Genomic DNA, 14,794 nt, shown 5'->3' on the forward strand with positions numbered 1-14,794 from the left:
CTATTATTTTTTGAAATTTTTAAATTCTTGTTCAAGTAGTTTTTGATTGTTTTTAAGAACCTCATTTTCCTTTTTCATTTCAATCATATATAGTGTCATTTCTTCCATCTTTTTTAATAGCGCCATGTTCATTTCGGCCAGCATTAAGCCGTTTTTCTCTATTTCTTTTGCCGATGGAATTTCAGGAAGATGTTTATTTTCTTTTATAAATTCTTCAACTTCTGGTAAAGTTTTAAGTTTATAATCATTTTCGAAAACATAATCAGGAACTAACGGTCCAGTCATATCAACACGTACTTCCTGAGTATGGATTTTTCCTTTTACAGTTAGTTTTTCATCTGGAGATAATGTTCCGATGCCAACATTTGTCATGAAATAAGCATTTCGACCTTGATAAGTTCCTGTTGTTACAGCATATTCTTCTACTGTAGTTTTATAGTTGTGCGCAGGGCCATTTACTTCATTGTAAGGAAGTGCATTTTGAATGCCATCATAAACTACTGGGTTTACAGCATAATTGGATTGACAATAATAAGTAGTTGACCCGCCGCGAAGCCAAATGATAATTCTGCGTTCAGCATTAGACACAGATGCATCTTTCCAGGCTGCAATAAAGTTGGTATGTGAACCGTAAACTGAATTTGAAGGGGTTATTTTGGCTGTAATAAATTCTGAGTTATTTCCCCATTCAGTAACATGGTAATCGAAAGTTGCCATAAGTGAACCTCTCCAAGAAGAATCTGTATGAACATAACTTCTGCCTAAAACTAAGTTTGTAGGTACGTTATATGCCCATCCTCCATCATAAAAAGTAACGGGATAAAACTTATTAATGTCTCCTCCAACACTAAAACTGCTTGTTACCTGGGCATGATTTATCGTTGAAACAAAAATCAAAGAGAATAAAAAATATAGTTTTTTCATGAAGTTATTTTTTTAGTTTTAATTCTGAGATATCTTTTTTCATTTCTTCATTTTCTTTTTTCATTTCAATCATATAGAGTGTCATTTCCTCCATCTTTTTTAATAAAGCCATATTCATTTCGGCCAGCATTAAGCCGTTTTTCTCTATTTCTCTTGCCGATGGAATTTCTGGTAGGTGTTTGTTTTCTTTTATAAACTCTTCAACTTCTGGTAAAGTTTTAAGTTTATAATCATTTTCAAAAACATAATCAGGAACTAACGGTCCAGCCATATCAACACGAACTTCCTGTGTATGGATTTTTCCTTTTACAGTTAGTTTTTCGTCTGGAGATAATGTTCCAATCCCAACTTTATTTCCCAGTATCAAGAAGTTATTTACCTGATGAGTCTCGTTTATATTAGGTATGTAATCTTGTATGTTTGAAAGAATATCTGTGTTTATTGGAGCGCCACTTAATTCATAAGCTACTGATTTCATATTTTCGCCACTTGACTTTGTCCAGCCTGCAAAATTAAAACCCCAATCATGAAAGGCTGGTGAGTAAGGAACATCGAGAGCCAAATACTTTTTACCATTATAGATACAAGTTTTTAAAATCCAATTACCTGCGTCGTCAAACGATTTTATAGAAGCAGTAATACCATCGTATGATGATGATGAATTTATTTCGACTACATTAATTCTGTTAAAGGATGCTGCAGTACCTCTAAATGCTGTTATTGTTCCAATAGCATTATTCATAGGTAATAGCGTTCCATTATATATTTCATGAAGTAAAATTAAATTTCGGGTATAATCACCTTTGGTATTATTACCAATGTCGATAATTTTATAACTTCCTGCTAAGGGTATTGTTGAAACTTGTGCGTTAGTAAATACAGGAATTGCGAATATTGCTATAAAAATAAGTTTTAGCGTTTTAGTCATTACAAGTACTTTTTAGTTTGTTTTCAAGTGCTTGTATTTTATTATTTTGCTTTTCACTTTCCTTTTTCATTTCAATCATGTACAACGTCATTTCTTCCATTTTTTTTAATAGCGCCATATTCATTTCTGCCAGCATTAAGCCGTTTTTCTCTATTTCTTTTGCCGATGGAATTTCTGGAAGATGTTTATTTTCTTTTATATATTCTTCAACTTCTGGTAAAGTTTTAAGCTTATAATCATTTTCAAAAACGTAATCAGGGACTAACGCTCCGGCCATATCAACTCTTACTTCTTGTGTATGGATTTTTCCTTTTACTGTTAGTTTTTCGTCTGGAATCGCGGTTCCAATTCCCACATTTCCATTTTGGATCGCTTTTATGGCAAGAGTCGCACCATCTGCAACAAAAACATTTCCAACATATAAATCCCAATCAGAAGTCATTGGTACGAATTTAGAAACGGTTGTGTCGTTTCCAGTAGTATTTAAAGCAGTAAAAGTACCATTTGTATTTAAAGAAGTTACCTTGATATAAACCGTAATAGGAGTATTTATTCCTAAAGTATTTATTGCTCTTATTCTAAATCGGGGATTTGCATATTGTGTATTACAATCAATTGTAAAATTAACCCCTGATCCTACATAAGGATTATTGTTTACTCTTCCGGCCTCTCTCCATAAAGCGGGATTGGAATGAGATATTGAGGCAACATGAGTTGCTGCCGAAGCAACATTTCCTCTTGTATAATTTATGGAGATTTGATAATAACCACTGGCTCCAGCAGAAGCTGGATTTACACTTAAAAATTCGATATAATCACCAACAATATATCCTGCAGGGAAAGTAACACTGCTTTCATATTCTGTTGCATATACTAAACTATTTGATTTAGCAGAAAGTTGAATAAAAAATAAAACGGTAAACAGTAAAAGTAATTTTCTTTTCATTTTAAGGATTATTTAGTTAGGATTGTTTCGATTTTCTTTTCTAGATTTTCAATTTTTTTATTTTGTTCGATCATGTACAACGTCATCTCTTCCATTTTTTTTAATAAAGACATGTTCATTTCAGCCAGCATTAAGCCGTTTTTCTCTATTTCTTTTGCCGATGGAATTTCTGGCAGATGTTTGTTTTCTTTTATAAATTCTTCAACTTCGGGTAAAGTTTTAAGTTTATAATCATTTTCAAAAACATAATCAGGAACTAACGCTCCAGTCATATCAACACGCACTTCCTGCGTATGGATTTTTCCTTTTACGGTAAGTTTTTCATCTGGATTCATTGTTCCAATACCAACATTATTTCCCATTACCAAAAAGTTATTTACCAAATGGGTTTCGTTCATGTTTGGAATGTAATTTTGAATATCCGAAAGTTTATCAGTATTAACCGCTTGACCGTTTACTTGATAATTAACAGATTTCATGTTTTCTCCTGTTGATTTCGTCCAACCAGTAAATTGATATCCCCAATCATGGTGAGAATCGGCGTACGGAACATCAACGGCTAGATATTTCTTACCATTATAAATACAGGTTTTCAAAAGCCATTCGCCATTTCCGTCATAAGTTCTTAATGTTGCAAATGTGCCATTATAAGCTGATGAACTATTTATTTCTATGATATTTGTTCTATTATAAGATCCTGCAGTACCTCTAAAAGCAGTTAGTGTTCCTACAGCATTATTCATTGAGATTAAACCTCCATTGAAAATTTCATGAATCAAAATTAAATTTTTGGTGAAGTCTCCACCGTTTGTTCCTATTTCAATGATTTTGTAATCAGAAGATAAGGGAGTTGTTACCTGCGCACTTATAATAAAAGGAGAAAATAATAGCAGAAAATGAAAAATGGCGATTTTTTTATACATTGGTTTACTTTTTTAATTTCTTTTCAAGAGCCAATATTTTATCGTTTTGTTTTTCATTCTCCTTTTTCATATCAATAATATATAGCGTTAGCTCTTCCACTTTTTGTAAAAGTTTGATATTCATTTCAGATAAATTAATGCCGTCTTTTTGCATTTCTTTTGCAGAAGCAATTTCCGGTAAATGTTTATTTTCTTTAATGAATTTATCTACAGATTCTAAAGAAGGTAAATCGTAGTTGTTTTCAAAAACAAAATCAGCTCCGGCATCAACTGTTACTTTTACTTCACGCGCACCAATAGTTCCTGCAACGGTAAGTTTTGAAGCTGGGGTCATTGTACCAATGCCTATATTTCCTGATGGTAAAAATGTCATATATTGATTATTCCAATCTACTCCTATATAACTGCAATTAATAGAACTAACGCCATTTGAAGTGCCTCCAAATGAACCTAATGCGATATAATTTTTATCACCAGTTTCATTTGAAACTGAAAAAGCTCTTGCCCAGCCACTAGTTACTCCAGGGAAATTGGCCTTAATTTTCACACCATAACCAGGAGCGTCAGTACCAATCGAAACATTATTAAAAGTTGTATTTTGCGAAGTCGCTCCAATACTTATACAAAGAAAAATGGTAACTAATGAAATTATTTTTTTCATAAAAATTTTAATTTTTGGGTTGGTTAAATAGACAAAAGAGATTTCTTAAAAGGATTTTAATTTATAGTAAAATTAAAAACAGTACTTCTGGCACTTTGGTTTCCGGCTTCATCAAATGATCTTACAAACCAGTAATAAGTTCCGTTAGTCATGGTTTTATTATAAGGGCTTGTGCCTCGATCTTTAAAACTTAAATTTGTCAATGCACTTTCTTTGTAGACATATATACTGTCTCTTTCGGCACTTCCCGGAACAGCAGTTCTACTCCATTCAAAATTTATACTCTTGTTAGTTGTAGTGCTGGCATTTAAAGGACTAGATAGAGTAGGTGTATTTGGAACTTTAGTATCTACTGTAATTGATCTCGAAGTATAAAGCGTTTGCGCAGTACCATTACTTGCTCGTACTTTCCAAGTATATTTCCCTTCATCAAAAGTAAAATTAAGAAGTGTTGTTTCTGAAGTTTGATCTTTTACTAGGGTGTTGTTTTCGTCTAAAACCTGAATCTGGTAATTTGTAGCTCCAATGATAGCATCCCAGGATAATTTTTGTGACGCCGTTTTAGTAATTAAATTGTTACTTGGAGTTAATAATACAACAGTATTGTTTTGGAAATCATCATTATTTAAAATTTCAAAACTTCTTTTAGTATATACGGTTTCATAGGCACTATTAATTGCTCTTATTCTCCATTCGTATTTTCCAATATTTAACTGCTGTGTATAAGAGTTTTTTGAAACTACGGTGTCAAGGATGATCTGCCTTGCGGCTTCAAAACTTGGAATTGCAATTTGAAGCTGATATTTATCTGCACCTTCAACAGTTTCCCAAGAAAATGTAACTCCCGATGTTGATAGAATAGCATTGTTTGCCGGAGCAGTTAATGATACTTCCTTTTTGGTTATATCGTCGACCATTAGTATTTCTTCACAAGAAAAAAAAGAAAGAAGAAAGAAAAGGGAAAAATACTTAAGTGAAATTTTATTCATGATTTTTTAGAATAGTCTTAATTTATAATTTTAAAAACAAAATGCCGAAGCCATTACATATCAAACAAATCTTTATTGCTTTTTTTCTCGTTTGCTTTACTTTTTGTTATTCCGGTACAGCTGTTTTGTTCGTTTATTATATCGGCAATATTCCAAGTGCCTTTAATTGATTTTACCCAGCAAAAAGAGCTTACCTGATACGCCACAATTGTTTCTGGGTTTATATCAATATTGTCTGTTTTTTTTCCACTTTTAAACAAAGCAATTGTATATTTTTTGTATTGATTATTGGTTAAATAATAAGCATCGGCTTGTCGTATTTTAGCAATTTCTTCATTAGATAAACTGACAGCAAGACTTGAGATTATTTTTAACCCCTGAGTGTCTGTTAATAGTTTTAAAAGAGACGCATTATAATCGGCGTTTATTTCCTGAACAAGACCTGCGACATCCAAAATTTTAATCGTTACCAATTCTGGCTTAATTGGAAGACTGTCTATAAAAGCAACCTTAGTTTGGTTTTGATTGTATTTGGCTTTTGATTTATAAATCTTATTTAGTTTTTTGTTGTAAGGCACAACCCCAATTTCTACTCTAATATTATTTTCCAGTTTAGGAAGTCCTTTTGTTTCAAATGTATTTAGATTGTATGATAGTTTAGATGTCCCGATACTCCCCAGTTCTACTACTGAAGAAGAGAATTTGTAGTTGTCATTTTTTATTTTGGTTGTCTGGCATGCACTGCAGATTAAGACTATCAAGACAACAATTTTTTTTAACATAATGCGATGTTTTATAAATGAAAGATGTGAATTTTAATAACAATTAAAAATGAATTTTGACAGATTATTTCTATTATCATTAATTTAACAAATCTAGTAAAATGGATGTAATATATTGTTAAAAAAAATCTTTTATTTCAACAGAAAAACAATCTATTGTTAAGTAATATCTTATATTTGAATTCTATTTTTAAAACCTAATTATGAAAAAAACAATACTCTTTTTTGCATTTTTGTTATGTCAGATTACAAACGGTCAAACGTTTTCAACGAACTTAACTCCAGTAGGCTGGGAGCATAACACTTTATTTAATGCTACTACACGTTATACAGTAACACAACAAGGACCAACGGTTCATCTTCCAACATTTTTTGACGGAGGTATGAATCCTTACTATATTTCTGGTGTTACTCCTAGTAATCCTTCTGTTATTTTGATTGAAGGTTTATCAGCACTGCATACTCAAGCAGGAGCGTGGGTTGGATGGACAACGCGATATCTTCCGGCGACTCGGTTTAAGATAGAAGGTTATGATGAATACAATTCTGCCAACACATGGAGAATTATAGCAGATTATTCAACTGTTGATTATGCAGGTTTTAATTTTTCGGTTAGAATTCCGGTTGGCGGAAGTTATACTAAATTAAAATTTACATTTTACAGCGGTCAAGATTATAATGGAGGAAATGGAACAGTTGGGATTTCTGAATTGTTTTTTATACATCCGGAAGCAACTTATCCTTATGCAGGCTTACTAGCGACTGCTCAAGGTAACTGGCAGAATAACGGATCTGATTTAGTATTTAATACCGGAAATGTAGGTATAGGAATAGCAAAACCAAATAACAAATTAGATGTAAACGGAACAATCCATGCTAGAGAAGTGAAAGTTGATGTGGAAAAATGGTCTGATTTTGTTTTCAAAAAAGAATATAGTTTACCAACACTTCAAGAAGTCGAAAAACACATTATTGAAAAAGGCCACTTAGAAAATATCCCAAATGAAGAAGAAGTTCTAAAAAATGGAATTTCTTTAGGAGAAATGAATTCAAAGCTATTGCAGAAAATAGAGGAACTTACACTTTATATTATTCATCAGAATAAAGAAATCGAGGTTTTAAAAAATCTAGAAAAAAGTAATGCTGCGATTTCTATTAAAGTTGAGGAATTGCAAAATGAGATTCAAAAATTAAAAACAAAATAAAAATGCATAAGACTAGAAAAAAGATTTTAGGTAATTCTTATTACATTGTTTTTAAATTTTTCATTGTATTCACAAACAGGTAATAATTTTGATTTTACGCTCACAACTCCAATGTTTCCAAATGGGACTGCAAATCAGGCAGTAAATATTCAATTTCCGAATGTTCCTATCTGGGGATGGATAGAAGTGACAGTTACCTCTTTTTACAATTCGCAATTCAGCCCAGGAAAACTTACAAAGCGATATCAAATTGGCCATAATCCCAATGGTGGATATTTTAATCAGAAAACAGAAGTTGCTGATGCATTTGGGGCAGTCGCAAGTCAGTGGTATATAGGTGATTTTAATAAGGATACTAATAGTATACCAATCTATCATTTAGTAACTACAAGTAATTTTTTGGTTATAAAAATAGAAGGTGTTTTAGCAGATTCGACTTATGCTAACACATTGAAAACCGGAACAACAGTAAGTGCATTAGAAACAGTTGTATTTTCAGGGACACGTCAATATATGAGTATTATGCAAGATAGGGTAGGGATTGGTACAAATACACCAGATAGTGCTCTTGCAGTAAATGGAACTGTACACTCTAAAGAAGTAAAAGTGGATGTAACTGGCTGGCCAGATTATGTTTTCAAAAAAGAATATAATTTGCCTACTCTTCAAGAAGTCGAAAAACATATTATTGAAAAAGGACACTTAGAAAATATCCCAAGCGAAGAAGAAGTTCTAAAAAATGGAATTTCTTTAGGAGAAATGAACTCAAAGCTATTGCAGAAAATAGAGGAACTTACTTTGTATATGATTGAGGTAAATAAAAAAGTAAATGATCTTCAGGATAGTAATGATAAGCTTCTTAAAGAGAATAACGTATTAGTTTCGAAAGTCGAAAGATTGGAGAAAAAGTAATTGTAATATTTAGATTACATTTCTAAAAAAGTCGATTTATAAAGGTTAGATGTCAAAAACCTCGCATTATTGCGAGGTTCTTCCCTTTTTATTCTTTAATTTTATATATATTATTAACTCGAAAGGATTCTTTTTGGGGGGAGAACTAATATTTTTTAACATAATCCTTCCAATCATTTGGATATTTCTCTTTAATTTTTTCCAGTATATAATCAGGCATAGGCTCTTTGCTGTAATCCAAACCTTTTTCTTTCAAAAATTTTATTACTTCGAGCTTACTTTTATACTGCTCAGAATTTAGGTCAATTATACATTTTCGTAGTGCTTCTAGAATGTAAACCTCTTTTTCATCTACGGTTTTATATAAACTTAAATTAAAATCAGCACCGTTTTGTAAAAGATATACAGCAACATCCATTTTTCTAGCTGTAATTGCTTCTGCAATTGGTAGATTTGTGATTACTCCAGGGCTTTTTTTATAATAATTAATATCTGCACCAGCTTCAACTAATAGTTTAACTTTCTTCAGGCTGTTTGGGTCTACAAGATTAATAGCGGCTAATAAAGCTGTATTTCTAACTTGGTCATTCTCTTTAAACGCAGCATTTTCAACAGCATTAGGATTTCCTTTGTATTTTAGAACTAATTCGAGATATTGTGGGTTATCATTACTGGCAGCATTGATAACAGCCGTTTCACCTCTATATGAGTCCGCAACATTTGGATTAGCACCTAATTTCAGTAATGTTTTGGCGCTTTGATATTGACTATTCATTATAGATAGAGATAACAAGGTGCCTCCAAATTTAGGCTCTTTAAAATCAATATCAACTTTCTTATTGCTTAGAATCGCTTTCATTTTGACATTATCTTCATCTTCAACTGCTTTTGCTAATTCCCAAGCGGGAGTTTTTTGAAACAATCGATAATCATTTCCCAATAATCTTTTTTTATCAACAATGTTTTCTCTGTTATTGCAACTAATAAACGAAAATATCGTGATAAGGTATATAATTAGTTTTTTCATAATCTGCTTTGTCGATATTCTATGCGTCACAAGAAAGGATTCGTGCGGGAGCGGGGAAGCGGAGTAATATTTAATTAGATAAAAGCAATTGCCAATCTTTACTATTCCAAAAACGAATATCATCAAAATTAATGTCTCTTTTTTTATTATTTTTTTCTAAACGATTTAAAGTTGCTTCTCTTAACAGTGTTGAATTTTGCTTATAGCTTTTTGAATTAGTGAATGAATACTTATAAAAATAGACATCAAAACTATTTCCTGTTTTCTGTCCTATAAAACCATTACCATCAAAATGGGAACCTTCATATGGTAAATTACCATATTTTTCTAAATTGCTTGCTTCTTTTTTTGCTATTCCTTTATATAATTTTTTATTATCGTTTTCAACAATAACTAAAAAGGCAATTTTATTAAAATTTGGGCTATAAAAAATACTGTCAATATGTATTCTAGTCAAACTATCATTTATAAAATTACTATTCCTATTTATCACAATGGCATTGCTGTATGGCTCCTTGTGATTTTTTATTTTGTCGCTAATTATTGACACAAGAAGTAAACTGTCTTTTGAGTACTGATCTTTAGAAACTTGCACCAATGATTTAAATTCTTTCTTAGTATAATTATTACTTCTAAGTTCTAGCCATCCGAATATGTTTTTAAAATATATTAAAACTGAAATAATAATGATTAAACCGATAACATATATTACTGACTTTGTTTTCATGATTTACTTACTTATTGTTTTACTCAGCTAGTGCCATTCCAACTATATATTCCTAGTTTCCGCATAAATCTTTTTATATTTACAAAATCAATGTTATCTCTATCATTTCTCATTAGGTTTGTTTCAAACTTATCAAATAACAAATGCATAAATAACCTCTAAAAGACTTATTTAAAAAGCTATAAGACAAAAAAAACCTCGCATCTCTGCAAGGCTTTCTTTATATGCTTTTCTGCTATCAACCAAACGAAAGGATTCTTTTGAGGGAGAGAGCTAATATTTTTTAACATAATCCTTCCAATCATTTGGATATTTCTCTTTAATTTTTGCCAATATATAATCAGGTATAGGCTCTTTACTGTAATCCAAACCTTTTTCTTTCAAAAATTTTATTACTCCGAGCTTACTTTTATACTGCTCAGAATTTAGGTCAATTATACATTTTCGTAATGCTTCTAAAATATAGACTTTATGCCCATCTATCATTTCATACATGATTAAATTACTATCTGCTCCGTTTTGTAAAAGATATAATACAACATCCATTTTTCTAGCTGTAATCGCTTCTGAAAGAGGTAAATCTGTATGTCCTGGATTATGATAATTTACATTTGCACCAGATTCAACTAGAAGCTTAACTTTCCTCAGACTATTTGGGTCTAAAAAATTAATTGCTGCCAGCAAAGCTGTTTTCCTAGCTTCATCACCTTCTTTAAAAGGGGCAGTTTCAATTGCATTAGCATTTCCTTTATATTCGAGAATTAGTTCAAGATATTTAGGATCATCATTGCTAGCGGCAAAAATCACTGAAGAGGTCTTTCTATATGAATCTTGAACATTTGGATTCGCTCCCATTTGCAATAATGTTCTGGCACTTACATATTGACTATTAATTATAGATAGCATTAACAATGTACTGCCGAATTTAGGCTCTTTAAAATCAATATCACTCTTCTTATTTTTGAGAATTTCTTTTATTTTGATAGTGTCTTCATCTTCAACTGCTTTTGCTAATTCCCAAGCGGGAGTTTTTTGAAACAGTCGATAATCATCACCCAATAATCTTTGTTTATCAACAATGTTTTCTCTGTTATTGCAGCTAATAAACGAAAATATCGTGACAAGATATATAATTAGTTTTTTCATAATTTTAAATTATTTATACTTGTTCCACCAATTTGATACTGAATTTTTAACAAATCCTCCAATAGATTGTGTTTTTAAGCCTTCTATAACTGAATCAATGCTATGACCATTAGCGGCTCCTTGAGTACTTCCTGGCTCAATGAAATGCTTTTTCCCTCCAGCAGTTGGTAATCCAGTCCCCCCTTGTAAGGCATTAAGTGGATCGGTTGTAACGATATATGCATCTGTTTTGTCTGACTTTTGTAGCCCACCTGGTGAAAATACAGATAATCCCGCTGCATTAAAAGTAACGGCATTATCGCCTGTTGCAATTGAATTTGCTTCAGCTAACCCTCCCCCTAGAGAATGTCCTGTATAAGTTAATTCAGCATTGCCAATTTTATCTTTTAATTTTCCTGCAACTACAACAGATTCACTATATTGTTCTGACTTGCCAAATATCTGTTTTACATCTTGTTTAGTATCTTTCATGTCCTCCGTACCCGCAGTGGCATAAGTGTATTCTGTTTTACCTTTAACTGTTCGCTCATAAACCTGAGATTTGAATCCTGTTCTGTCATTATTTAATGCTAGTCCATTTCCTTTGTTAGAAACTTTCCAACCACCTATTAATTTAACATCATCACCATACACATGCTTTGACATAATAGCTGCTTCTAATGGTGATGGTATTGCATACATTCCATCAGGGTCAATGAAATAGACAGGATTATCAAGAGCATACGTATACGGATTAAATCTTCGACTTTTCTCTGCCAGGGGATCAATATTCATCCAACGCCCAAGTGCAGGGTCATAATTCCTAGCTCCATAGTCATAAAAGTTAAGCCCCAGCTCATCTTGTAATTCCTTTCCGTTGTACTTATATTTATTCTCTACACCAATTTTAACTCCGTTATAACCTATATGTTTTAAACCAAAAGCATAATAATTGTTTTCTTCCTGAATGATTAAGTTTTTGTCATAACTCAGTCGGATATTACCCAGATGATCCTTGTACTGATAAACATATTTATAAGAACCGCTTGAAGATTCCACATAACCTTCGGCTGTTGGGAAGAACTTCAAAGAGCTGTTCTCGTATTGATATCCTCCCAGATAATCTGTTGTAACAGATGCTGTACCGTTACGGTTTACAATTTTCTGTACTTTTTGTCCCTGCGCATTGTAAATGTAAACAATATTTCCAGCTGAGGCAAAGGTTACTTTAAGAGGCAGGTTTAAATGATTGTAGGTAATAGAAGTGATGCTTTTATTGGCATCAGAGATCATATTTCCGTTAAGGTCATAAGTATAAGCGTCAGTTGTCTGGGCATTATCTATAAAGCCCAGTGTTTTGTTACTGCTGTCGATTACTTTTATCAGCTGGTTGCTTTTGTTGTCATTAGCATAAGTATAAGCCAGATTATCAATCTGCTGAGCAGTTTCGCTTTCTCCGTTACGGGTAAGACCTGTAATGTTTCCGTTTTTATCGTACCACAAAGTCTCGTTGTAAGCATTGTTTACCACTCCGCTTTTTGCAGAAATACTTTCTTTTAAACGGTTGAGATTATCGTATTTATAACCATAGGATCTTACAATTCCGTTGTCTGAATTAGTCGCCCACTGGGTCTCAGAGATATTTCCGTTATAGAGTTTGTCTGCCCCGCTGAAAGAGGAGGGAAGGTTATAATTAATTTTAAAGGCAAACAAATCTTTCGGGTCGCCTGGTTTAGAAAGTGCACCGACATCATTAATTGCAGTAAGCCATCCTCTAATGTTGTAGGTGTAGTTAATGTTCTGAGTATTATTTCCAACTTTTTTAGAAATAAGCTGTCCCAGCTCGTCATAATCATTGTTGGCAATAACCTCAACGGGTCCGTTGTTTATCTGGTGGGTCTGAGTCATTAATCTATCCTGAGCTGAGTAGGTAAATCCGTCTTTAGTTATAAGCTCGGCATCAGATGCTGTTCTTTTGTGTCTGGTGATGCTGTACTCTGGTTTTCCTGTAAAATCGAGTTTGCTGTCGCTATAAGCATAACCTCCCAAATGGTTCAGGGTATATACTCTGACTGGTCTTGCATTCTCTTCATAGAATGTAGCAGTGGTTTCTGCAAGTGTTTCTAAGGATGAGGTAAGCACCCTTGTCCAGGAAGCAGAGGCAAGTCCTTTAATCTGATAAGTGTTCAGGATATTCTGTCCCTCTACACTCGCCAGTACAGGAATAGCTGATAAATTAGGGAAAGTATAATTATCATAATAATTTACCGTAAGCAGTTTAAAGGCTTTCGGTTCTGTATTATTGGTATAATAAGCAGGGATTCCGTCTAAGGTGCCTGAGGTTGTTTTACTTTCATTAATTACGGTAAGACTGTTCTGTATGTTCTGCAGTGAGGATCTTCCGGCAGAAGAGGCAGGAGCAGAAGCTGACCATCCGGTATAAACAGGTCGGTTAAAAGCATCGTATTTGGTTATAATCCATCCCACAGAACTTAAATCAGAGAAAGGAGAATTGGCAGGTCCTGCGGCAACAGGTCTGTCGAGTTTATCATACACGATAAATTCCCATTGTTTTCCGGGAAGTTTTTTCTCTGCCAGACGGTTACGGCTGTCGTATTTGTACTGATAACATAAATCATCTAAAATTCTCTGGTTTCCTGTTCTAATAGCGGCCGAAAAAAGACTTCCTTTTTGAGAGCGAAAACCAGACAGAAGTTTAACAGACTTTGAAGCGGCTAAGTGTAGTGTATTTCCGGAAGTTACCACCGCTGTTGAGGTTATATCTGCCTGCAGGTTTGCTGTACCGTCGATTAAATCAGCTGCTTTTGGCGGGATAACAAAGGTAAGATTTCCGTAAATATCATAAACATAGTAAATATCATGCCTTGCCTGCGCATCGTAGGTTCTTTTAAGCACAACCTGTCCTTCTTTGTTTTTAAATTCTACAGTTGATCCGTTGATTTCAGTCGGAGCTGCAGCTGTATTTTCATCATAAGTGACAGTTTTGTAGAGTTCATTGTTATTATAATATCCGTTATTTATTAAGGTAACAGTATAAAGTCCCAATGAAGCATCCCAATTGGTATTGGCAGAGAACAATTTAACCTGATCTGCGGCAGTATTGGCCTGATACTCTATTTTTATTTCATGTCCATTTCCCAGTCTCCAGTCGTTTCCGGGAGCAGCCTGTTTCAGGACACGGTTAAGAGGAGAGGTTTCAAATTCTTTTTTACTGAAAGGATAGTTTGTGGCTTCCATGGCAGGATTTCCGTTAACAGCCGGATTTGGATTTGCATAATAAGACAATGCATTTGCTTCTGCACCTGGGTCAAAAGCCATATTGGTATTAGCGGATTTAAAAGGCAGATAATCTTCTGCCTGTCTTCCAAAGCCGTCATATTTAATAAGAGTAATGATATCATTTCCGGATTTAGACTGCTGGAAGGCTGTCTGCTGGATCGGCCTTCCCAATCCGTCAAAATAGGTTACATTCTGTGCGGCCTGAGAAACAGCAGGCGATGGTATTTTTACAGTGCTGGGCACCTTATATTTTACTGTTTTAATGTAGTTTTCAGTCTGTGTTTGGCTGTTTGCCATTAAAGGGAACAAAACCAAAAGAAGTTTTAGTATATTTTTCATGATGCT

Annotated in this window: 13 protein-coding genes; 2 read left to right on the forward strand and 11 right to left on the reverse strand. The window is 33.3% G+C overall.

Annotated elements, in window-relative coordinates; genetic code table 11:
• Positions 1–3: 3 nt before the first annotated feature.
• From AC1RRQ_RS00260 to AC1RRQ_RS00290, 7 genes are read right to left on the reverse strand one after another with little or no spacing between them, the layout of a single operon-like run.
• On the reverse strand, positions 4–924 hold the full coding sequence (locus AC1RRQ_RS00260) for a hypothetical protein (RefSeq protein ID WP_493020278.1): 921 nt from the start codon (positions 922–924) through the stop codon (positions 4–6).
• A gap of 4 nt (positions 925–928) precedes the next feature.
• Positions 929–1,852 (reverse strand): hypothetical protein, encoded by a 924-nt coding sequence (locus AC1RRQ_RS00265; RefSeq protein WP_493020280.1) that lies wholly within the window; start codon positions 1,850–1,852, stop codon positions 929–931.
• Complete coding sequence (locus AC1RRQ_RS00270) at positions 1,845–2,798, reverse strand: hypothetical protein (RefSeq protein WP_493020282.1); 954 nt, start codon at positions 2,796–2,798, stop codon at positions 1,845–1,847. The genes AC1RRQ_RS00265 and AC1RRQ_RS00270 overlap by 8 nt, the downstream gene beginning before the upstream one ends.
• An 8-nt stretch (positions 2,799–2,806) precedes the next feature.
• Positions 2,807–3,721: a hypothetical protein gene (locus tag AC1RRQ_RS00275; protein ID WP_493020284.1), complete on the reverse strand. Its 915-nt coding sequence runs from the start codon at positions 3,719–3,721 to the stop codon at positions 2,807–2,809.
• Between the two features lie 4 nt (positions 3,722–3,725).
• Complete coding sequence (locus tag AC1RRQ_RS00280) at positions 3,726–4,382, reverse strand: hypothetical protein (protein ID WP_493020286.1); 657 nt, start codon at positions 4,380–4,382, stop codon at positions 3,726–3,728.
• Between the two features lie 56 nt (positions 4,383–4,438).
• Positions 4,439–5,371 carry a hypothetical protein gene (locus tag AC1RRQ_RS00285; RefSeq protein ID WP_493020288.1) on the reverse strand — a complete coding sequence of 311 codons (933 nt, stop codon included), beginning with the start codon at positions 5,369–5,371 and terminating at the stop codon, positions 4,439–4,441.
• Positions 5,372–5,424: 53 nt separating this feature from the next.
• Positions 5,425–6,153, reverse strand: a complete 729-nt coding sequence (locus AC1RRQ_RS00290) for a hypothetical protein (RefSeq protein WP_428231945.1) — start codon at positions 6,151–6,153, stop codon at positions 5,425–5,427.
• 203 nt (positions 6,154–6,356) lie between these two features.
• Here AC1RRQ_RS00290 and AC1RRQ_RS00295 point away from each other — a divergent pair, with 203 nt between their 5' ends.
• Together AC1RRQ_RS00295 and AC1RRQ_RS00300 are read left to right on the forward strand one after the other, a co-directional pair.
• Positions 6,357–7,358 carry a hypothetical protein gene (locus tag AC1RRQ_RS00295; RefSeq protein WP_493020290.1) on the forward strand — a complete coding sequence of 334 codons (1,002 nt, stop codon included), beginning with the start codon at positions 6,357–6,359 and terminating at the stop codon, positions 7,356–7,358.
• Between the two features lie 63 nt (positions 7,359–7,421).
• On the forward strand, positions 7,422–8,270 hold the full coding sequence (locus tag AC1RRQ_RS00300) for a hypothetical protein (protein WP_493020292.1): 849 nt from the start codon (positions 7,422–7,424) through the stop codon (positions 8,268–8,270).
• 145 nt (positions 8,271–8,415) lie between these two features.
• On the opposite strand, the gene AC1RRQ_RS00305 is transcribed toward AC1RRQ_RS00300, so the two are convergent.
• The 4 genes from AC1RRQ_RS00305 to AC1RRQ_RS00320 form a co-directional block, all read right to left on the reverse strand.
• A complete protein-coding gene (locus AC1RRQ_RS00305) occupies positions 8,416–9,297 on the reverse strand; it encodes an ankyrin repeat domain-containing protein (protein ID WP_493020294.1) in 882 nt (293 codons plus the stop codon).
• Positions 9,298–9,367: 70 nt separating this feature from the next.
• A complete protein-coding gene (locus AC1RRQ_RS00310) occupies positions 9,368–10,024 on the reverse strand; it encodes a hypothetical protein (RefSeq protein WP_493020296.1) in 657 nt (218 codons plus the stop codon).
• A gap of 273 nt (positions 10,025–10,297) precedes the next feature.
• Positions 10,298–11,170 carry an ankyrin repeat domain-containing protein gene (locus AC1RRQ_RS00315; RefSeq protein WP_493020298.1) on the reverse strand — a complete coding sequence of 291 codons (873 nt, stop codon included), beginning with the start codon at positions 11,168–11,170 and terminating at the stop codon, positions 10,298–10,300.
• Positions 11,171–11,179: 9 nt separating this feature from the next.
• Complete coding sequence (locus tag AC1RRQ_RS00320; RefSeq protein WP_493020300.1) at positions 11,180–14,788, reverse strand: DUF6443 domain-containing protein; 3,609 nt, start codon at positions 14,786–14,788, stop codon at positions 11,180–11,182.
• Positions 14,789–14,794: the final 6 nt, after the last annotated feature.

The organism is Flavobacterium sp. GW821-FHT12A05 (assembly GCF_058807735.1).

What these genes read in the sequence shown, in the direction of transcription:
- AC1RRQ_RS00290 (WP_428231945.1), bottom strand. Translation starts at nt 6,153, where the DNA reads ATGTTAAAAAAAATTGTTGTCTTGATAGTCTTAATCTGCAGTGCATGC.
- AC1RRQ_RS00310 (WP_493020296.1), bottom strand. Translation starts at nt 10,024, where the DNA reads ATGAAAACAAAGTCAGTAATATATGTTATCGGTTTAATCATTATTATT.
- AC1RRQ_RS00280 (WP_493020286.1), bottom strand. Translation starts at nt 4,382, where the DNA reads ATGAAAAAAATAATTTCATTAGTTACCATTTTTCTTTGTATAAGTATT.
- AC1RRQ_RS00315 (WP_493020298.1), bottom strand. Translation starts at nt 11,170, where the DNA reads ATGAAAAAACTAATTATATATCTTGTCACGATATTTTCGTTTATTAGC.
- AC1RRQ_RS00270 (WP_493020282.1), bottom strand. Translation starts at nt 2,798, where the DNA reads ATGAAAAGAAAATTACTTTTACTGTTTACCGTTTTATTTTTTATTCAA.
- AC1RRQ_RS00305 (WP_493020294.1), bottom strand. Translation starts at nt 9,297, where the DNA reads ATGAAAAAACTAATTATATACCTTATCACGATATTTTCGTTTATTAGT.
- AC1RRQ_RS00265 (WP_493020280.1), bottom strand. Translation starts at nt 1,852, where the DNA reads ATGACTAAAACGCTAAAACTTATTTTTATAGCAATATTCGCAATTCCT.
- AC1RRQ_RS00285 (WP_493020288.1), bottom strand. Translation starts at nt 5,371, where the DNA reads ATGAATAAAATTTCACTTAAGTATTTTTCCCTTTTCTTTCTTCTTTCT.
- AC1RRQ_RS00260 (WP_493020278.1), bottom strand. Translation starts at nt 924, where the DNA reads ATGAAAAAACTATATTTTTTATTCTCTTTGATTTTTGTTTCAACGATA.
- AC1RRQ_RS00295 (WP_493020290.1), top strand. Translation starts at nt 6,357, where the DNA reads ATGAAAAAAACAATACTCTTTTTTGCATTTTTGTTATGTCAGATTACA.
- AC1RRQ_RS00320 (WP_493020300.1), bottom strand. Translation starts at nt 14,788, where the DNA reads ATGAAAAATATACTAAAACTTCTTTTGGTTTTGTTCCCTTTAATGGCA.
- AC1RRQ_RS00275 (WP_493020284.1), bottom strand. Translation starts at nt 3,721, where the DNA reads ATGTATAAAAAAATCGCCATTTTTCATTTTCTGCTATTATTTTCTCCT.